17 protein-coding genes and 2 tRNA genes are annotated in these 20462 nt (G+C 54.7%); 3 read left to right on the top strand and 16 right to left on the bottom strand.

Translation table 11 applies throughout. The annotated features are described in order from the left end of the window. The first annotated feature begins 2 nt into the window (after positions 1–2). Both UR289_RS08510 and UR289_RS08505 read left to right on the top strand, forming a co-directional pair. Positions 3–881: a U32 family peptidase gene (locus UR289_RS08510; RefSeq protein ID WP_087823234.1), complete on the top strand. Its 879-nt coding sequence runs from the start codon at positions 3–5 to the stop codon at positions 879–881. Positions 882–959: 78 nt separating this feature from the next. After that, a complete protein-coding gene (locus tag UR289_RS08505; protein ID WP_047646424.1) occupies positions 960–1967 on the top strand; it encodes a luciferase-like monooxygenase in 1008 nt (335 codons plus the stop codon). Positions 1968–2029: 62 nt separating this feature from the next. Here UR289_RS08505 and mtr read toward each other — a convergent pair whose 3' ends face one another. The 12 genes from mtr to UR289_RS08445 all read right to left on the bottom strand — a co-directional run bounded on the left by mtr (position 2030) and on the right by UR289_RS08445 (position 15723). Next, a complete protein-coding gene (gene mtr, locus UR289_RS08500; RefSeq protein ID WP_045355428.1) occupies positions 2030–3274 on the bottom strand; it encodes a tryptophan permease in 1245 nt (414 codons plus the stop codon). A gap of 142 nt (positions 3275–3416) precedes the next feature. Continuing rightward, on the bottom strand, positions 3417–5321 hold the full coding sequence (locus tag UR289_RS08495) for a DEAD/DEAH family ATP-dependent RNA helicase (protein WP_069303343.1): 1905 nt from the start codon (positions 5319–5321) through the stop codon (positions 3417–3419). Continuing rightward, positions 5314–5394: a protein YrbN gene (gene yrbN, locus UR289_RS08490; protein ID WP_097397692.1), complete on the bottom strand. Its 81-nt coding sequence runs from the start codon at positions 5392–5394 to the stop codon at positions 5314–5316. Before yrbN ends, UR289_RS08495 begins: the two co-directional genes overlap by 8 nt. A 107-nt stretch (positions 5395–5501) precedes the next feature. Beyond that, positions 5502–6386, bottom strand: coding sequence for a lipoprotein NlpI (gene nlpI / locus UR289_RS08485; protein WP_320709729.1), 885 nt, complete (start codon positions 6384–6386; stop codon positions 5502–5504). A gap of 108 nt (positions 6387–6494) precedes the next feature. Next, the gene (pnp, locus tag UR289_RS08480) at positions 6495–8633 is read right to left on the bottom strand and encodes a polyribonucleotide nucleotidyltransferase (protein WP_024906369.1); all 2139 of its coding nucleotides are present in this window, start codon (positions 8631–8633) and stop codon (positions 6495–6497) included. 242 nt (positions 8634–8875) lie between these two features. Next, positions 8876–9145: a 30S ribosomal protein S15 gene (rpsO, locus tag UR289_RS08475; protein ID WP_003861789.1), complete on the bottom strand. Its 270-nt coding sequence runs from the start codon at positions 9143–9145 to the stop codon at positions 8876–8878. A 154-nt stretch (positions 9146–9299) separates the two neighbouring features. Further along, positions 9300–10250, bottom strand: a complete 951-nt coding sequence (gene truB / locus UR289_RS08470) for a tRNA pseudouridine(55) synthase TruB (RefSeq protein WP_167818720.1) — start codon at positions 10248–10250, stop codon at positions 9300–9302. After that, a complete protein-coding gene (gene rbfA, locus UR289_RS08465) occupies positions 10250–10654 on the bottom strand; it encodes a 30S ribosome-binding factor RbfA (protein WP_003024988.1) in 405 nt (134 codons plus the stop codon). The genes truB and rbfA overlap by 1 nt, the downstream gene beginning before the upstream one ends. An 89-nt stretch (positions 10655–10743) precedes the next feature. Beyond that, complete coding sequence (gene infB / locus UR289_RS08460; protein WP_029739629.1) at positions 10744–13431, bottom strand: translation initiation factor IF-2; 2688 nt, start codon at positions 13429–13431, stop codon at positions 10744–10746. 24 nt (positions 13432–13455) lie between these two features. Then, positions 13456–14958 carry a transcription termination factor NusA gene (nusA, locus tag UR289_RS08455; RefSeq protein WP_029739628.1) on the bottom strand — a complete coding sequence of 501 codons (1503 nt, stop codon included), beginning with the start codon at positions 14956–14958 and terminating at the stop codon, positions 13456–13458. 28 nt (positions 14959–14986) lie between these two features. Then, on the bottom strand, positions 14987–15439 hold the full coding sequence (gene rimP, locus UR289_RS08450; protein ID WP_014833432.1) for a ribosome maturation factor RimP: 453 nt from the start codon (positions 15437–15439) through the stop codon (positions 14987–14989). Positions 15440–15646: 207 nt separating this feature from the next. Beyond that, a tRNA-Met gene (locus UR289_RS08445) sits at positions 15647–15723 on the bottom strand. A 287-nt stretch (positions 15724–16010) separates the two neighbouring features. On the opposite strand from UR289_RS08445, the gene argG reads away from it, so the two are divergent. Beyond that, entirely contained in the window at positions 16011–17357 is a 1347-nt protein-coding gene (gene argG / locus UR289_RS08440) for an argininosuccinate synthase (protein ID WP_023309336.1), read from the top strand. 185 nt (positions 17358–17542) lie between these two features. On the opposite strand, the gene UR289_RS08435 is transcribed toward argG, so the two are convergent. The 4 genes from UR289_RS08435 to folP all read right to left on the bottom strand — a co-directional run bounded on the left by UR289_RS08435 (position 17543) and on the right by folP (position 20373). After that, positions 17543–17629: transfer RNA gene (locus UR289_RS08435), tRNA-Leu, on the bottom strand. Positions 17630–17638: 9 nt separating this feature from the next. Continuing rightward, the gene (secG, locus tag UR289_RS08430; RefSeq protein WP_023333590.1) at positions 17639–17971 is read right to left on the bottom strand and encodes a preprotein translocase subunit SecG; all 333 of its coding nucleotides are present in this window, start codon (positions 17969–17971) and stop codon (positions 17639–17641) included. Positions 17972–18194: 223 nt separating this feature from the next. Further along, positions 18195–19532 carry a phosphoglucosamine mutase gene (gene glmM, locus UR289_RS08425; protein ID WP_045888050.1) on the bottom strand — a complete coding sequence of 446 codons (1338 nt, stop codon included), beginning with the start codon at positions 19530–19532 and terminating at the stop codon, positions 18195–18197. After that, entirely contained in the window at positions 19525–20373 is an 849-nt protein-coding gene (gene folP, locus UR289_RS08420) for a dihydropteroate synthase (RefSeq protein ID WP_023309340.1), read from the bottom strand. Before folP ends, glmM begins: the two co-directional genes overlap by 8 nt. Positions 20374–20462: the final 89 nt, after the last annotated feature.

The following is a 20462-nucleotide window of genomic DNA, read 5'->3' as shown; positions in this document are numbered from 1 at the left end:
TCATGAAATATTCATTAGGACCGGTGCTCTACTACTGGCCAAAAGAGACGCTGGAAGATTTTTACCAACAGGCCGCGACCAGCAGCGCCGACGTGATTTACCTCGGCGAAGCGGTGTGCAGCAAGCGCCGCGCCACCAAAGTGGGCGACTGGCTGGATATGGCAAAGAGCCTTGCCGGCAGCGGCAAGCAGGTGGTGCTCTCCACGCTCGCGCTGGTGCAGGCGTCTTCCGAACTGGGCGAGCTGAAGCGCTACGTTGAAAACGGTGAGTTCCTGCTGGAAGCGAGCGATCTGGGCGTGGTGAACATGTGCGCTGAACGCAGGCTGCCGTTCGTCGCGGGTCATGCCCTCAACTGCTACAACGCCGTCACCCTGCGCCTGCTGCTCAAACAGGGAATGACGCGCTGGTGCATGCCGGTGGAACTCTCGCGCGACTGGCTGGCAAACCTGCTTAACCAGTGCGACGAGCTGGGCATTCGCAATCAGTTTGAAGTGGAAGTGCTGAGCTACGGCCATCTGCCGCTGGCCTACTCCGCCCGCTGCTTCACCGCGCGCTCGGAAGACCGCCCGAAAGACGAATGCGAAACCTGCTGCATCAAGTACCCGAACGGACGCAGCATGCTGTCGCAGGAGAATCAGCAGGTGTTTGTCCTCAACGGTATTCAGACCATGAGCGGCTATGTCTATAACCTCGGCAACGAGCTGGCGTCGATGGACGGGCTGGTGGATATGGTTCGGCTGTCGCCGCTGGATACCGGCGTGTTCGCGATGCTGGACGCCTTCCGCGCCAATGAAGACGGCGCCGCGCCGCTGCCGCTGACGGCAAACAGCGACTGCAACGGCTACTGGAGACGGCTCGCCGGGCTGGAGCTGCAGGCGTAAAAAAGGCTCACTTTGTTAACAACGGTTATCATTATTTAATGCAGTATTAAAGATTGACCGTCGACAAAGTGAGCTGTTATGACTGACAAAACCATTCCGTTTTCGGTGCTGGATCTGGCGCCGATCCCACAAGGCTCCTCGGCAAGAGAAGCCTTTTCGCACTCTCTGGATCTGGCTCAGCTGGCCGAGAAGCGTGGCTATCACCGCTACTGGCTGGCCGAACACCACAACATGGTGGGCATCGCCAGCGCCGCGACCTCGGTACTGATTGGCTATCTGGCAGCAAATACCACCACCCTGCACCTGGGCTCCGGTGGCGTAATGCTGCCGAACCACGCCCCGCTGGTGATTGCCGAGCAGTTTGGCACCCTGAATACGCTCTACCCGGGCCGTATAGATTTAGGGCTTGGTCGTGCGCCCGGCAGCGATCAGCCGACCATGCGCGCCCTGCGCCGCCATATGAGCGGTGATATCGACAACTTCCCGCGCGACGTGGCCGAGCTGGTGGACTGGTTCGACGCGCGCGATCCGAACCCGCACGTGCGCCCGGTACCGGGCTACGGTGAGAAGATCCCGGTGTGGCTGTTAGGCTCAAGCCTCTACAGCGCACAGCTCGCCGCACAGCTGGGGCTGCCGTTTGCCTTCGCCTCGCACTTCGCGCCGGATATGCTGCATCAGGCGCTGCATCTTTACCGCACGAACTTTAAACCGTCCGAGCGTCTGGAGAAGCCGTACGCGATGGTGTGCATTAACATCATTGCCGCCGACAGCAATCGCGACGCGGAATTCCTGTTTACCTCAATGCAGCAGGCGTTTGTGAAGCTGCGCCGCGGTGAGACGGGCCAGCTTCCACCACCGGTGGAGAATATGCATCAGCTGTGGTCCGCCTCCGAACAGTATGGCGTGCAGCAGGCGCTGAGCATGTCGCTGGTAGGCGATAAGGCGAAAGTGCGCCACGGGCTGGACGCGGTGCTGCGCGAAACGCAGGCGGATGAGATTATGGTTAACGGCCAGATTTTCGATCACCAGGCGCGTTTGCATTCGTTTGAACTGGCGATGCAGGTGAAAGAGGAGCTGGTGGGGTAGTTTTTTGCTTTTCTCCCTCTCCCTATGGGAGAGGGCCGGCGTGAGGGGTTCAACCCCTCGTTTTACTGATAAACGGGCAACAGGTTAAAACTCGACAGCACGTGTACCAGTGCGTTACCAACGCCGAATACCAGAATCAGCGCAATCATCGGCTTGCCGCCCCAGACGCGGAATTTTGGGCTACCGAAGCGTTTACGTGATTTGCGCGCCAGCAGCGCCGGCACAATTGCCGCCCAGATAGTAGCCGCCAGCCCTGCATAGCCGATGGCGTACAGGAAGCCGTTCGGCCACAGCAGGCCGCCCACAATCGGCGGCAGGAAGGTCAGCAGCGCGGTTTTTAAACGCCCCATCGCAGAATCATCAAAGCCGAACAGATCCGCCAGATAGTCAAACAGGCCCAGCGTCACGCCCAGGAAAGAGCTTGCCACCGCAAAGTTAGAGAAGATAACCAGCAGTAGGTCCAGACTGCGGCTGTTCAGCACGCCGCTCAGCGCCTGCACCAGCACGTCGATGTTTCCGCCCTTCTGGGCAATGCCGATAAATTCCGGACGCGGGATGTTGCCCATCGTCCCCAGCAGCCAAATCACATACAGACCCAGCGCCAGCAGCGTGCCGTAGACCAGACACTTCACAATGGTGCGGGGATCTTTGCCGTAGTACTTCATCAGGCTCGGCACGTTACCGTGGTAGCCAAACGACGCCAGACAGAACGGCAGCGTCATCAGCAGGTACGGCGTGTAGGAGGTGTTCACTTCGGCGACGTTAAACAGCGTGGCGGGCGTCACGTGCCCCAGCAGGCTGCCGAAGGTCAGGAAGAAAGTGATGACCTTCGCGCCTAATACGATCGCCGTCATGCGGCTCACCGCTTTGGTACTCATCCAGACGATAAACGCCACAGCCAGCGCAAAACATAACCCTGCCAGACGCGCCGGAACGTTCAGCGACATCTCCGAGAAGGTGTGATGCAGAATCGAGCCGCTCGCCGAAATATACGCGTAGGTCAGGATATAGAGCACAAACGCGATGGACAGGCCGTTCACCAGGTTCCAGCCTTTGCCCAGCAGATCTTTGGTGATGGTGTCGAAGCTGGAGCCAATGCGGTAGTTCAGGTTTGCTTCAAGGATCATCAGCCCGGAATGGAGCATGCAGAACCAGGTAAAGACCAGCGCCGCCAGCGACCAGAAGAACCACGCACCGGACATGACCACTGGCAGGGAAAACATCCCGGCACCAATGATGGTTCCGCCGATGATCACCACGCCGCCAAGCAGCGAAGGTGACGTTTGGGTGGTGGTTAGTGTCGCCATACAGCCTTTTCTCCAGTCAATCATGCGGTTCTGCATTTTAATGTGACGCACTGTACCAGTACAAGAGTACAAAAGGAATAAAAAAAGCCCCGATAGCGTGTATCGGGGCTGTATATTTTACTTTACGTCAGAAGAGTGAGGCTTACGCGTCACCGAAACGGCGACGGCTGGTGCCTTCTTCACGACGTGGGCCGCGGTTTTCGCGACGCTCGCCGGAGAAACGACGACCTTCACCACCGCGACCTTCGCTGCGGCCGCCTTCACGACGCTCGCCACCGAAGCTGCGACCACCGCCACGACGTTCACCACCGCGGTCTGGACGTGGCTGTGCATCGCCCATCAGCTGCATGTTCATCGGTTTGTTCAGGATGCGGGTACGCGTAAAGTGCTGCAGCACTTCGCCCGGCATGCCTTTTGGCAGCTCGATGGTAGAGTGGGATGCGAACAGCTTGATGTTACCGATGTAACGGCTGCTGATGTCGCCTTCGTTAGCGATCGCGCCAACGATGTGACGAACTTCAACGCCGTCATCACGGCCCACTTCAATGCGGTACAGTTCCATATCACCCGCGTCACGACGTTCACGACGTGGACGGTCTTCACCACCACGCTCTGGACGGTCACCACGTGGGCCACGGTCATTGCGGTCATTACGGTCGCCACGACGTTCGAAGCGATCGTCACGGTCACGGAATTCACGCTTAGGACGCATCGGCGCATCTGGTGGCACGATCAGGCTACGTTCGCCCTGAGCCATTTTCAGCAGTGCTGCAGCCAGGGTTTCCATGTCCAGCTCTTCGCCTTCAGCAACAGGCTGAATCTGCGACAGCAGCGCACGGTACTGGTCCAGATCGCTGCTTTCCAGCTGCTGCTGTACTTTCGCGGCGAATTTTTCCAGGCGGCGTTTGCCCAGCAGATCTGCGTTTGGCAGGTCAGCTTCTGGAATGGTCAGCTTCATGGTGCGTTCAATGTTACGCAGCAGACGACGCTCGCGGTTCTCAACGAACAGCAGCGCACGACCCGCGCGACCCGCACGGCCGGTACGGCCGATACGGTGAACGTAAGACTCGGAATCCATCGGGATGTCGTAGTTTACAACCAGGCTGATACGTTCAACGTCCAGACCACGTGCTGCCACGTCGGTTGCAATCAGGATATCCAGACGACCGTCTTTCAGACGCTCCAGAGTCTGCTCACGCAGGGCCTGGTTCATGTCGCCGTTCAGCGCTGCGCTGTTATAGCCGCTACGCTCCAGGGCTTCAGCCACTTCCAGAGTCGCGTTTTTGGTACGCACGAAGATAATCGCCGCATCAAAATCTTCCGCTTCCAGGAAACGTACCAGCGCTTCGTTTTTGCGCATGCCGTACACAGACCAGTAGCTCTGGCTGATGTCCGGGCGAGTGGTTACGCTGGACTGAATACGCACTTCCTGAGGATCTTTCATGAAGCGCTTGGTGATACGACGGATCGCTTCTGGCATGGTGGCAGAGAACAGCGCGGTCTGATGACCGTCCGGGATCTGCGCCATGATGGTTTCGACGTCTTCGATGAAGCCCATACGCAGCATTTCATCTGCTTCATCCAGTACCAGGCCGCTCAGTTTAGAGAGGTCCAGAGTACCGCGCTTCAGGTGATCCAGCAGACGGCCCGGCGTACCGACAACAATCTGTGGGCCCTGGCGCAGGGCGCGTAACTGCACGTCATAACGCTGGCCGCCGTACAGGGCTACCACGTTTACGCCGCGCATATGTTTAGAGAATTCCGTCATGGCTTCTGCAACCTGAACAGCCAGTTCACGGGTTGGAGCCAGGACGAGGATCTGCGGTGCACGCAGGTCCGGATCAATGTTGTTCAGCAGCGGCAGCGAGAATGCTGCAGTTTTACCGCTACCAGTCTGGGCCATGCCCAGCACGTCACGACCAGAAAGCAGGTGTGGGATACACTCAGCCTGGATCGGAGATGGTTTTTCGTAACCCAGATCGTTAAGGGCTTCAAGGATAGGAGCCTTCAGGCCCAGATCTGCAAAAGTGGTTTCGAATTCAGCCATGTAGTACAAGTGCCTCGATATTAATGGCGGCCAGTCTACTTAGCTCATCGTGAAAATGATTAGCAATTTTCATTGAAAAGTGTGAACCGGCTCAAAGTAGGTGTATTGACGAACAACAACGCCCTCACCAGTTAAGGTGATGGCAATCAAAAGATTACGGGCTGATGTTTATGTCGTCAGCTATTGCTGGTCCGATTCTGCCAGGTCGTCATGCTCCTGGCCCAAGAGCGATAATTCCAACAATGCATAACGGTGCTCAACGAAGTTGTGTACGTTGTTAGCAACCGCTAATTTGAACAGTGCCGTAGCGCTGTCCATATCCCCCAGACTTAGGTAGTACTTACCTAAATAGAAGTTGGTTTCACTGAGATGCTCAGCGAGCGAGGTGTTATCCGTTGCGTCCGCCTTGAGGCGTTCCATCAGCGTTGCTTCGCTAATGTTGCCCAGGTAGAACTCGACAATGTTCCATCCCCACTGTTCCTTGTCCGATTTATCGAAGCGCTGTTTCAGTGCCTCTTTTGCCTGCTTCTGATCGAGCTTCCGCTCAACGATGTAAAGCCACAGGCTACGGAAAGGATCATTAGGATCGTCTTGATAAAACGCCAGCAGATCATCTTGCGCTAACTTATCACGACCGCCGTAATACAATGCGATACCGCGATTCAAGTGCGCGTAGTTGTAAGTTGGATCAAGCTCAAGTACAGAATCAAACGCTTCATAGGCAGCATCAAAATTGCCTGCCTGCGTTAAATAAATGCCTAAGTAATTGAATACTTCAGGCATATCAGGTCGGATAGCCAGCGCTTGTGAAAAATCATTTCGCGCCAATGCCCTCAGACCGAGACTATCATACAACACTCCGCGCTCATATAAAAGCTGTGCGCGTTCTTCATCGGTTAAAGCCCGACTGGCAAGTATTTGTTCCATGCGTGCCAGAATCACTTCCTGCTGCAAAGTCGGTTGCAATGGCACTGCGAGGACTTCGCTCTTACGCCAGGCAGAGTTGCTGCATCCTGCCAGCGTTAAAGCTGTCGCAACGAAACACCAGCGCAAAAAAGGCTTCATTTCCCACTCCCGAAGACAACTATTGGATGAACGTCCTGTCCCCCGGCGGCTTAACAAGGCGTCCTGCCTGATAATAGGCCCTCCGCAAAGCGGAGGGCAAATGGCAACTTATTCGCCTTGCTGTTCTGCTGCCTGTGCTTCTGGCGCAGCAGCTGGCTGAGACTGCTCGGTTGCTTCTTTAATGCTCAGACGGATACGGCCCTGGCGATCAACTTCCAGAACTTTCACCGGTACTTCCTGACCCATCTGCAGGTAATCGGTCACTTTCTCAACGCGCTTGTCAGCGATCTGAGAGATATGAACCAGGCCTTCTTTACCGCCACCGATGGCAACGAACGCGCCAAAGTCAACGATACGGGTCACTTTACCTGCGTAGACGCGGCCCACTTCGATCTCTGCCGTGATTTCTTCGATGCGACGGATCGCGAATTTCGCTTTCTCGCCGTCGGTTGCTGCGATCTTCACAGTACCGTCATCTTCGATTTCGATCGTGGTGCCAGTCTCTTCGGTCAGCGCACGGATTACGGAACCGCCCTTACCGATAACATCTTTGATCTTGTCTGGGTTGATCTTGATGGTGTGGATACGTGGAGCGAACTGAGAAATGTCGCCACGCGGCGCGTTAATCGCCTGTTCCATCACGCCCAGGATGTGCAGACGCGCACCTTTAGCCTGGTTCAGAGCAACCTGCATGATCTCTTTGGTGATACCTTCAATTTTGATATCCATCTGCAGCGCAGAGATACCTTCGCGGGAACCCGCTACTTTGAAGTCCATATCGCCCAGGTGGTCTTCGTCACCCAGAATGTCAGACAGAACAACGAAGTTGTCGCCTTCTTTCACCAGGCCCATTGCGATACCCGCAACGGCGGCTTTGATTGGCACGCCTGCATCCATCAGCGCCAGAGAAGCACCACACACGGAAGCCATGGAAGAAGAACCGTTGGATTCGGTGATTTCAGAAACCACACGAACGGTGTACGGGAACTTGTCAGCTTCTGGCATTACTGCCAACACGCCGCGCTTCGCCAGACGACCGTGACCAATTTCACGACGCTTCGGCGAGCCAACCATACCGGTTTCGCCTACGGAGTACGGAGGGAAGTTGTAGTGGAACAGGAAGCTGTCAGTACGCTCGCCCATCAGTTCGTCGATGATCTGTGCATCACGTGCAGTACCCAGGGTCGCGGTAACCAGCGCCTGCGTTTCGCCACGGGTGAACAGCGCGGAACCGTGAGTACGTGGCAGAACGCCAGTACGCACATCCAGACCACGGATCATGTCTTTTTCGCGGCCATCGATACGCGGCTCGCCTGCCAGTACGCGGCTACGAACAACGTTTTTCTCGATAGCGTGCAGGATGTCGCTCAGTTCGTTAGCGTCCAGCGTTTCGTCTTCAGCAACCAGCGTCGCGATAGTTTCAGACTTGATCACGTCAACCTGAGCGTAACGCTCCTGTTTGTCAGTGATGCGGTATGCATCGCTCAGACGAGATTCTGCCAGAGCTGCAACGCGTGCGTTCAGCGCGTCGTTTGCTGCTTCTGGCTGCCAGTCCCAACGTGGTTTACCGGCTTCTTTCACCAGGTCGTTGATGTTCTGGATAACGATCTGCTGCTGGTCGTGGCCAAATACCACAGCGCCCAGCATCTGGTCTTCGCTCAGCAGTTCAGCTTCGGATTCAACCATCAGCACAGCCGCTTCAGTACCCGCAACAACCAGGTCCAGCTTACTTTCTTTCAGCTCTTCCTGGGTTGGGTTCAGCACGTACTGGTCGTTGATGTAGCCAACGCGCGCGGCACCGATTGGGCCATTGAATGGAATACCAGACAGTGACAGGGCAGCGGATGCGCCGATCATGGCAACGATGTCCGGGTTAACCTGTGGGTTAACGGAAACAACGGTCGCGATAACCTGTACTTCGTTAACGAAGCCTTCCGGGAAAAGCGGACGAACCGGGCGGTCAATCAGACGCGCAATCAGGGTTTCGCCTTCGCTTGGACGGCCTTCACGACGGAAGAAACCACCCGGGATTTTACCGGCAGCGTAGGTACGCTCCTGGTAGTTAACGGTCAGCGGGAAGAAGTCCTGACCTGGTTTAGCTTTTTTCTGGCCAACAACGGTAACGAATACCGCAGTGTCATCCATGCTTACCATAACGGCAGCAGTAGCCTGACGTGCCATCATGCCGGTTTCCAGCGTGACGGTATGTTGACCATACTGGAATTTACGAACGATCGGATTCAGCAAAGTTCTGTCCTTTCTTAAATGTTTGACAGCACACCACCGGTGTGCTGTCGATTTAACCCGACCTTCTTCGCATCCTCGCGACTAATGACAACCAACACCCCCATGGGTGAAGCCTCTCATTAGCCGCGCGAACCTCTGCAATGAAGATCATTTATAGCAACAATACAATAGTTTCCAGTGAATTGCTGCCGTCTGGTTGAAAAAAGGGGCCATCAGGCCCCCTTTTCTGAAACTCGCAAGAATTAGCGACGCAGACCCAGACGCTCGATCAGCGCGGTGTAGCGTGCAACATCTTTACGTTTCAGGTAGTCGAGCAGTTTACGACGCTGAGAAACCATACGCAGCAGACCACGACGGCTGTGGTGATCTTTTTTGTGCTCTGCAAAGTGACCCTGCAGGTGGTTAATCTGTGCAGTCAGCAGTGCAACCTGAACTTCGGTAGAACCGCTGTCGTTAGTACCACGACCAAACTCAGAAACGATTTTAGCTTTAGCTTCAACGCTTAGAGACATTTTCAAACTCCAAAGTATAAAGAATGTAAGGATGCCGATCTCTAATTCAGCAATCCCATGTACGCCCCGCAGATTGTTAAACAATTTACCAGGCGTTAAGCGGCGATATTCTACTCGTCTCCCCTGCTTATCGCAAGGTGAGCCGTTACCACCGTCACGCGTCGACCGGATATTCGACGACCAGACGACGCGGCGCAACGCGCCCTTCGCCATCCATTTCGCCCATACCGATGAATTTCCCTTCGTCACCTTCGGTCACGCGTACCAGTCCTTCCAGCGGCGCTTCCGCCGTACGAACCGGGTTGCCGTTCTTAAAGTAAACGGACGATGTTAAAGGAAGATTAACAACCGGGAAGTCCGCTGCCGGACTGTCCATCGGCATCAGCAAAGGATCCAGCAAATCTGCCGGCGCAATCCCCTGCGCTTCCGCCTGTTCTACCAGCTCGCGCAGATATTCCAGGGTCACCATCCGCGCCACCGGGTACTTGCTCACCGCCAGGCGGCGCAGGTAAATCACATGCGCTCCGCAGCCCAGCTTTTCACCGAGGTCGTCGATGATAGTGCGAATATAGGTCCCTTTCGAACAGTGTACTTCCAGCTCCAGTTCATCACCTTCGTGGCGAATAAACAGCAGCTCATACACGGTTATCGGACGGGCTTCACGCGGAACGTCAATGCCCTGGCGCGCATATTCGTAGAGCTTCTTGCCCTGATATTTCAGCGCCGAATACATCGACGGCACCTGCATCGTGTCTCCACGGAAGCTCTCCAGCGCAGCATCAAGCTGTTCCGCGCTGAACGTCACCGGACGCTCTTCCACCACCTGGCCATCCGCGTCGGAGGTATCCGTGCGCTGGCCCAGTTTAGCGATAACGCGGTAGCGCTTATCGGAGTCGAGCAGGTACTGGGAAAACTTTGTCGCCTCCCCCAGGCAGACCGGCAGCATGCCGGTTGCCAGCGGATCGAGCGCGCCGGTGTGGCCCGCACGGTTGGCGTTATAAATACGCTTAACTTTCTGCAGCACGTCGTTGCTGGAAGCGCCCTGGGGTTTATCCAGCAGCAGCACACCATGCACGTCGCGACCGCGACGACGAGGACGACTCATTAGTCCTCCTTGCTGTCGTCCGCCGGGTTAACACGACGCTCGTCGTCATGTTTAACCACGCTGGTCACCAGGTTGGACATACGCATACCTTCAACCAGCGAGTTGTCGTAGAAGAAGGTCAGCTCAGGCACGATGCGCAGGCGCATCGCTTTGCCGAGCAGGGAGCGGATGAAACCAGAGGCTTCCTGCAGCGCTTTAATGCCGTTTTTCACTGCCGCTTCGTCCTGATCGTTCAGGAAGGTGACGAACACTTTTGCATAGGCCAAATCGCGGGACATTTCGACACCGGAAACGGTGGTCATCATGCCGACGCGCGGGTCTTTAATTTCACGTTGCAGAATGAGTGCGATCTCTTTCTGCATTTCCTGCGCTACGCGCTGAGGGCGACCAAATTCTTTCGCCATAATAAATTCTCCAGACAAAAAAGGGGCTAAAAGCCCCTTTTAAAATTATTGCCGGGTGGCGCGAGGCGATCCCGGCTTACAATCGGTAATTAAGCGATGGTACGCTGAATTTCGATGATCTCGAACACTTCGATCATATCGCCAACGCGAACGTCGTTGTAGTTCTTCACGCCGATACCACATTCCATGCCGTTACGGACTTCGTTAACGTCATCTTTGAAGCGGCGCAGGGATTCCAGCTCGCCTTCGTAGATAACCACGTTGTCACGCAGTACGCGGATTGGGTTATGACGCTTGATGTTACCTTCGGTAACCATACAGCCCGCGATCGCACCGAATTTCGGTGATTTGAACACGTCACGTACTTCAGCCAGACCGATGATCTGCTGTTTCAGCTCCGGAGACAGCATGCCGCTCATCGCTGCTTTCACTTCGTCGATCAGGTTATAGATGACGGAGTAGTAACGCAGATCCAGGCTTTCGGCTTCAATTACTTTACGCGCAGATGCATCCGCACGAACGTTGAAGCCAACCAGGATAGCGTTGGAGGCCGCAGCCAGGGTCGCGTCGGTTTCGGTGATACCACCTACGCCAGAACCGATGATCTTCACTTTCACTTCGTCGGTAGACAGTTTCAGCAAGGAGTCGGAGATCGCTTCCACAGAACCCTGAACGTCAGCTTTCAGAACGATGTTCACTTCGTGAACTTCGCCCTCGGTCATGTTGGCAAACATGTTCTCGAGTTTAGATTTCTGCTGACGAGCCAGTTTAACTTCACGGAATTTGCCCTGACGATACAGCGCAACTTCACGCGCTTTCTTCTCGTCACGCACAACGGTCACTTCGTCACCGGCAGCCGGAACACCGGACAGGCCCAGAATTTCCACCGGAATGGACGGACCCGCTTCCAGAACTTCCTGACCCAGTTCGTTACGCATCGCACGAACGCGGCCGTATTCGAAGCCACACAGAACGATGTCGCCCTTGTTCAGGGTACCTTCGCGTACCAGAACGGTTGCAACCGGTCCACGACCTTTATCCAGGAAGGATTCGATCACCGCGCCGCTCGCCATACCATTACGGATCGCTTTCAGCTCCAGTACTTCAGCCTGCAGCAGGATCGCGTTCAGCAGGTCATCGATACCGGTACCCGCTTTCGCAGATACTGGGATGAACTGCGCTTCACCGCCCCACTCTTCCGGCATAACGCCATACTGAGACAGTTCGTTCTTCACGCGGTCCAGATCGGCTTCTGGCTTATCGATTTTGTTGACTGCAACAACCAGAGGCACCTGCGCCGCTTTCGCGTGCTGGATAGCTTCGATGGTCTGTGGCATCACGCCGTCGTCTGCGGCAACAACCAGTACAACGATATCCGTTGCCTGAGCACCACGAGCACGCATTGAGGTAAACGCCGCGTGGCCTGGAGTATCCAGGAAGGTGATCATGCCGTTTTCGGTTTCTACGTGGTAAGCACCGATGTGCTGGGTAATACCACCCGCTTCACCAGAGGCAACCTTAGTAGAACGAATGTAGTCAAGCAGAGAGGTTTTACCGTGGTCAACGTGACCCATGATGGTCACAACCGGTGCACGCGGTTCAGCCGCAGCGCCAGTATCACGGTCGCTCATTACTGCTTCTTCCAGCTCGTTTTCACGACGCAGGATAACTTTGTGGCCCATCTCTTCAGCAACCAGCTGTGCGGTTTCCTGGTCGATGACCTGGTTGATGGTCGCCATGGCGCCCAGTTTCATCATCGCTTTGATGACCTGAGAGCCTTTAACCGCCATCTTGTTCGCCAGATCGCCAACGGTGATGGTTTCGCCAATCACGACGTCACGGTTAACGGCCTGAGCAGGCTTCTGGAAGCTCTGCTGCAGAGCGGAACCTTTACGCTTACCGCCTTTACCGCCGCGAACAGCAGCGCGTGCTTCTTCACGGTCAGCTTTGGATTCAGCGTGCTTGTTGCCTTTTTTCGCCGGACGCGCAGCTTTTGCATTACGGCCACGGCCACGACCGCCTTCAACTTCACGGTCGTTATCATCTTCAGCCTGACGCGCATGCTGAGAAGTGGTCACGTGATAGTCGCTGGTGTCTTCAGTCGGCTCAACGGTATTCACACCATTCTTCTCGTTTTCTTCTGCCATACGGCGCGCTTCTTCGGCGACGCGGCGAGCTTCTTCTTCCAGCTTACGGCGGGCTTCTTCTTCCGCTTTACGCTTCAGCTCGGCAGCTTCATTTTCACGGCGGGCTTTTTCAGCCTGGGCGGTTTTGGTCATTTCGTCTGTCTGTTGATTGCTCACTTTGTCTTTTTCCGCAGCGTCACGCTTCACTTTATCACTTGCGTCGCGTTTCGCTTTTTCTGCGGCCTCACGTTCAGCTTTTAATTCTGCTTCACGTTTGGCGGTTGCTTCCGCCTCACGCTGAGCTTGTTCTTCCGCTTCACGCTGTGCCTGCTCTTCCGCGGCAAGGCGTTCTGCCTCTTGCGGATCACGTTTTACAAAGGTGCGCGTCTTGCGGACTTCAATTTGGACCGATTTGCTTTTGCCACCGGTACCAGGGATGTTTAACGTGCTACGCGTTTTGCGCTGCAGCGTTAACTTGTCAGGCGTAGAACCGTGTTCACGGTTCAGGTGCGTTAACAAGGTTTGTTTTTCTTGCGCGGTCACCGAGTCATCAGCGGACTTCGGGATCCCTGCATCAGCAAATTGCTGTACCAGGCGGTCCACGGAGGTCTGAATCTCAGCAGCCAGCGATTTTACAGTTACATCAGTCATGCTGTTCCTTCCTGCTACAGTTTATTACGCTTCGTCGCCGAACCAGCAAATATTACGTGCGGCCATGATGAGCTCGCCGGCTTTCTCGTCGGTTAAACCTTCGATATCAGCCAGGTCATCAACGCCTTGCTCAGCGAGATCTTCCAGCGTACAAACACCACGGGCAGCCAGCTTGAACGCAATCGCACGATCAAGACCTTCCAGATTCAGCAGGTCATCAGCCGGCTTCTTATCGCCAAGGCTTTCTTCCTGAGCCAGTGCCAGGGTGGTCAGTGCGTTTTTAGCGCGTTCACGCAGGGCTTCAACGGTTGGTTCATCCAGACCGTCAATTTCCAGCAGCTCTTTCATTGGCACATAGGCCAGTTCTTCCAGCGTAGAGAAACCTTCTTCAACCAGAACAGTGGCGAAGTCTTCGTCAATATCCAGGTATTTAGTGAAGGTATCGATCGCCGCATGGGCTTCAGCCTGATGCTTAGCCTGCAGGTCATCAACGGTCATGACGTTGAGTTCCCAGCCGCTCAGCTGTGACGCCAGGCGTACGTTCTGACCGTTACGGCCGATTGCCTGCGCCAGGTTGCCCGCTTCAACAGCGATATCCATGGTGTGTTTGTCTTCGTCAACAACGATAGACGCCACATCAGCTGGAGCCATTGCGTTGATCACGAACTGCGCCGGGTTGTCATCCCACAGAACGATATCAATACGTTCGCCGCCCAGCTCAGTAGAAACTGCCTGAACGCGCGCACCGCGCATACCGACGCAAGCACCGACCGGGTCGATACGCTTGTCGTTGGTTTTCACCGCAATTTTCGCACGGGAGCCCGGATCGCGAGCCGCCGCTTTAATCTCGATAACTTCTTCACCGATTTCCGGCACTTCGATACGGAACAGTTCTACCAGCATTTCTGGTTTAGAACGGGTCACGAACAGCTGTGCACCACGCGCTTCAGGGCGAACGGCGTACAGAACACCGCGAATACGGTCACCTGGGCGGAAGTTTTCACGCGGCAGCATATCTTCACGCAGGATCACGGCTTCAGCGTTACCCGGCAACCCTTCGGATTTGATCTCCAGGGAGATGTTGTCGCGGTTCACTTTCTTCACCACGCCGGTGATGATTTCGCCTTCCTGATCGCGGAACTGATCGACAACCAGCGCGCGCTCGGCTTCGCGCACTTTCTGCACGATAACCTGTTTAGCGGTCTGGGTCGTGATACGGTCAAAGGTGACAGATTCAATCTGATCTTCAACGTACTCGCCCACGTTCAGACTTTCGTCTTCAAAACGGGCAGCTTCCAGCGTGATCTCTTTGGTCGGCTGGGTCACTTCTTCAACGATTACCCAACGACGGAATGTATCGAAGTCACCGCTTTTACGATCGATTTCTACGCGAACATCGATCTCTTGTTCGTATTTTTTCTTGGTTGCTGTAGCCAGTGCACTTTCCAGCGCTTCGAAAATCTTCTCACGCGGCAGTGATTTCTCGTTGGAGACGGCTTCAACAACAGCCAAAATTTCTTTGTTCATCGCGGGCTTTTCACCTCAATCCAGACTGTTAAAAGTGGGGAACCAGGTTCGCCTTCTGGATATTACTCAGCGCGAACACTTCATCTTTGCCTTCGACTGTCACCGTGATCATTTCACCATCAACGGCTTTGATAATTCCCTGCCATTTACGGCGGTTCTGTACGGCCATACGCAGAACGAGAGCCACTTCTTCACCGGTAAAGCGCACATAGTGCTCGGCCGTGAACATCGGGCGATCGAGGCCAGGTGAGGAAACTTCCAGGTTGTACGCAACGGTAATCGGGTCTTCAACATCAAGAACCGCACTCACCTGGTGGCTGACATCAGCACAATCATCAACATTGATGCCATCTTCACTATCAATATAGATGCGCAGCGTCGATGTACGGCCGCGAACGAATTCGATGCCGACCAGTTCGTAGCCCAGTGCTTCGACCGGTGCAGTAATCATCTCTGTTAATTTTTGCTCTAATGTGGACAAGCCCACCCCCAAGACATAAAAAAAGGGCGTAAAGCCCAGTTATTCTGTAGTCAGATAACAAAAAACCCCGATAAATCGGGGCTTTAGATAACTGAACCCTATAGCCACAACTGTGGCCTGGAGCACTTTCCGAAAGAATTTTTTCAAATCCAGCTACGAAGGCTCTAAGTCTTCACAGTATATTTGAAAAAGAACTTTATGGGAAAGTGGTTGCGGGGGCCGGATTTGAACCGACGACCTTCGGGTTATGAGCCCGACGAGCTACCAGGCTGCTCCACCCCGCGCCTGAAACGTGGCAAATTCTACGCGTTTTGGACAGAATTTGCAAATAATGCTGGGATTTGGTACCGAAGACGGGACGTAAAATCGGCGTTTAGTATATTGATAGTTGACCCCACCTGTCAACCCAACTTCCGCCAGATCGATTAGACCAAAATTTTTACAAAAAACGCACGACTCTCTTCCGGTCTTCGCCAAAAGATGATTAAATGAATACTCACTTATTTTGCATAAAAATGCACAAGAGAGCGAAAGCGGTCTCTAATCAGTCAATCAAGCAGGGTTTTATTCTATGACGACGATTCTCAAGCATCTTCCGGTAGGACAACGTATTGGCATCGCTTTCTCAGGCGGCCTGGATACCAGCGCTGCACTGCTGTGGATGCGCCAGAAGGGAGCGGTTCCGTACGCCTATACTGCGAACCTGGGTCAGCCGGATGAGGACGACTACGATGCCATTCCTCGTCGCGCTAAAGAGTATGGTGCAGAGAACGCGCGCCTGATTGACTGCCGTAAGCAACTGGTCGCTGAAGGTATCGCGGCTATTCAGTGCGGTGCGTTCCATAACACCACCGGCGGCCTGACCTATTTCAACACTACCCCGCTGGGCCGTGCGGTCACCGGCACCATGCTGGTTGCGGCGATGAAAGAAGACGGCGTGAATATCTGGGGTGACGGTAGCACCTATAAAGGTAACGATATTGAACGTTTCTATCGTTATGGCCTGCTGACCAACGCCGAACTGCAGATCTACAAGCCGTGGCTGGATACCGACTTCATCGACGAACTGGGTGGCCGTCATGAAATGTCCGAGTTTATGATCGCCTGCGGCTTCGACTATAAGATGTCAGTCGAGAAGGCCTACTCCACCGACTCCAACATGCTGGGTGCGACGCACGAAGCAAAAGACCTGGAATTCCTGAACTCCAGCGTGAAGATCGTTAACCCGATCATGGGCGTGAAGTTCTGGGACGAGAACGTCAAAATCCAGGCTGAAGAAGTGACCGTGCGTTTCGAACGCGGCCATCCGGTTGCGCTGAACGGTAAAACCTTCTCTGATGATGTTGAGCTGATGCTGGAAGCTAACCGTATTGGCGGTCGTCACGGTCTGGGCATGAGCGATCAGATTGAAAACCGTATCATCGAAGCGAAAAGCCGTGGCATCTATGAAGCCCCGGGAATGGCACTGCTGCACATCGCTTACGAGCGTCTGCTGACCGGCATTCACAACGAAGACACCATCGAGCAGTATCACTCTCATGGCCGTCAGCTGGGTAAACTGCTGTATCAGGGCCGCTGGTTCGATCCACAGGCGCTGATGCTGCGTGATGCGCTGCAGCGTTGGGTGGCAAGCGCGATCACCGGTGAAGTAACGCTGGAACTGCGTCGCGGCAACGACTACTCCATCCTGAACACCGTGTCTGACAACCTGACCTATAAAGCAGAGCGTCTGACCATGGAGAAAGGTGAATCAGTATTCTCGCCTGACGATCGTATTGGCCAGCTGACCATGCGTAATCTGGACATCACCGATACCCGCGAGAAGCTGTTCAACTATGTTGAGAACGGCCTGCTCTCCGCGAATTCCGGTAACGGTCTGCCGCAGGTTGAAAACCTGGAGCACAGCGATAAGAAGTAATCGCTGATATAACGTGCACAAGGCGTCCTATGGACGCCTTTTTTGTGGACTTTCGTAGGGCGGGTAAGCGCAGCGTCACCCGCCATTTTGCCCGGTGGCGCTGCGCTTACCGGGCCTACAAAACCATACCTCAGAATATGCAGACGTAAAAAAAGACGCCTTTCGACGTCTTTCTTCTGGAATATTGGTACCGAGGATGGGACTCGAACCCACAAGCCCGTTAGGGCACTACCACCTCAAGGTAGCGTGTCTACCAATTCCACCACCTCGGTACAGAATACTTAGTGCGGGATATCGCTGGTTGGCTTAGCCGGTGCAGCTGGCTGAGTCTGCTCAGTTTTCGCTGGCGCGCTCAGATTTTCCCACTCGCTTCCTTTGCTGGTCTTGTTGCTGTTGATATTGCCAAGCACAAGGCTGATGATGAAGAACAGCGTAGCCAGAATCGCCGTTGTGCGGGTCATGAAGTTCGCAGAACCACTTGAACCGAACAGCGTACCGGAAGCGCCTGCTCCGAAGGAGGCTCCCATATCAGCGCCTTTACCTTGCTGCAGCATGATCAGCGCTACGAGAGCGATGGCTACAATAAGGAAAATAACTAAAAGAGCTTCGTACATAATCAACCTGTTCCTTGCGGATTTGCCGCATACCAATGCTTCGACCAATTAGCAGGATTTTTGTTTCCCACTGAAGCGGGTGTGAATACTAACCAAAGCGAATGACCTTCGCAAGGGCATTTTTGACGCATTGTATCAACTGCGGAAAAAAACAGCAAAAAGCCATTAATTGCTTAAAACAAAGGCGACAAAAGCCGCCTTTTTATACATTTAGCGTGCACGATTATGCAGCTTTTACAGCATCCGCAATACGGTGTGCAAATTCGGTTACCTGCGCTTCGTCTTCACCTTCCACCATCACGCGGATCAGCGGTTCAGTACCGGACTTACGCAACAGCACACGTCCACGATTGCCCAGGGCCGCTTCAACGTCAGCCATCACCGCTTTAACGTTCTCATTTTCCAGAGGATCGCCTTTACCGGCAGTGAAGCGTACGTTAACCAGGATCTGTGGGAACATTTTCATCCCGCTGCACAGATCGTGCAGGTTCATATGGTTGCGCGCCATTGCGGCAACCACCTGCAGCGCGGCCACGATACCGTCCCCGGTGGTGGTTTTGTCGAGCAGGATAACGTGACCCGAGTTTTCTGCGCCGATGCGCCAGCCCTTCTCCTGTAGTTTTTCCAGCACATAGCGGTCACCCACTTTCGCGCGGACAAACGGAATACCGAGCTGTTTCAGCGCCAGTTCCAGGCCCATGTTACTCATCAGCGTGCCCACCGCACCGCCGCGCAGCTGGCCCTGACGCAGGCCCTCACGGGCAATGATGTAGAGGATCTGATCGCCGTCGACCTTGTTACCTTCGTGGTCGACCATGATCACGCGGTCACCGTCGCCGTCCAGGGCAATGCCCAGGTCGGCTTTCTCTGCCAGAACGCGTGCCTGCAGGGCACGAACATCAGTTGCACCCACCTGCTCGTTAATGTTCAGACCATCCGGCTCGCAGCCAATGGTGATGACTTTCGCACCCAGTTCGCGGAAGACATTCGGGGCGATGTGATAGGTCGCGCCGTTTGCACAGTCCACCACAATTTTGAGGTGAGCCAGGCTCAGCTCATTCGGGAAGGTGCCTTTACAGAATTCGATATAACGGCCCGCCGCATCAACGATACGGTTCGCTTTACCCAGCTCTGCGGAATCAACGCAGGTGATCTCTTTTTCCATTTCGGCTTCAATGGCTTCTTCCACGTCATCCGGGAGCTTGGTGCCGTCAATGGAGAAAAATTTAATGCCGTTGTCGTAGAACGGGTTGTGCGAAGCCGAGATGACAATCCCCGCTTCCGCACGGAAGGTGCGCGTCAGATACGCGACTGCAGGCGTTGGCATCGGGCCCGTAAAGGAAGCGGACAGTCCAGCCGCCGCCAGACCCGCCTCCAGCGCGGACTCCAGCATATAGCCGGAAATACGGGTGTCTTTACCGATAATGATCTTACGGGAACCATGACGCGCCAGCACTTTGCCAGCAGCCCAGCCGAGCTTCAGGACAAAATCAGGGGTGATGGGAGCATCGCCTACACGCCCACGGATACCATCGGTGCCAAAATACTTACGATTACTCATAGCGTTTGTTTTCCTTCGCTGCCAGTGTGGCTTCCACCACACGCATGGCTTCTACTGTTTCTTTGACGTCATGGACACGAATAATGTGCGCGCCCTGCATCGCCGCAATCACCGCGCAGGCCAGGCTGCCGCTCAGGCGTTCGCTCGGCCCCACGTTCAGCAACTGCCCAATCATCGACTTTCTCGACATCCCCACCAGCAGCGGCAGGTCAAAGTGATGGAATTCCGATAAGCGCGCGAGCAACGCATAATTGTGGGAGAGATTTTTACCGAAACCGAACCCCGGGTCGAGCAACAATTTCTCTTTTGGGATACCTGCACGTTCGCAGCGCGCAATATGTTCAATAAAGAAGCGATTCACGTCGGCAAAGACATCATCATACTTCGGTGCTTCCTGCATGGTTTTCGGTTGGCCCTGCATGTGCATCAGGCATACCGGTAACCCGGTCTCTGCCGCAGCTTCAAGTGCGCCGGGCTCAGTGAGCGAGCGAATATCATTGATAATGTGAGCGCCCACTCTCGCCACTTCACGAATCACTTCGGGTTTAGAGGTATCAACGGAAATCCATACTTCAAACCGCTGCGCGATAGCTTCAACCACCGGCACCACGCGCGCCAGCTCTTCTTCCACAGACACGTCAGCCGCACCAGGACGCGTCGATTCGCCGCCCACGTCAATAATAGTGGCACCCGCATTAATCATTAGATTCGCGTGTTTAACCGCCTCGATAAGCGTGTTATGCGTGCCGCCGTCAGAGAAGGAGTCAGGGGTAACATTCAGGATCCCCATCACATGGGGATGTGAAAGATCGAGATGCGAGTCCTGAGCGAATAATTTCATGGCGAAATCCCTGGTATCTATATCGTTAAACAGAAATGAAAAACCCCGGAGCAAGCTCCAGGGTTTGAGGTACAGACAAACGCTTCAAC

Origin of the sequence: Enterobacter sp. 302C9, from assembly GCF_034106085.1 — a bacterium.
GTDB classification, from domain to species: Bacteria; Pseudomonadota; Gammaproteobacteria; order Enterobacterales; family Enterobacteriaceae; genus Enterobacter; species Enterobacter asburiae_B.
This window is presented reverse-complemented; position numbering and strand designations above follow the sequence as displayed.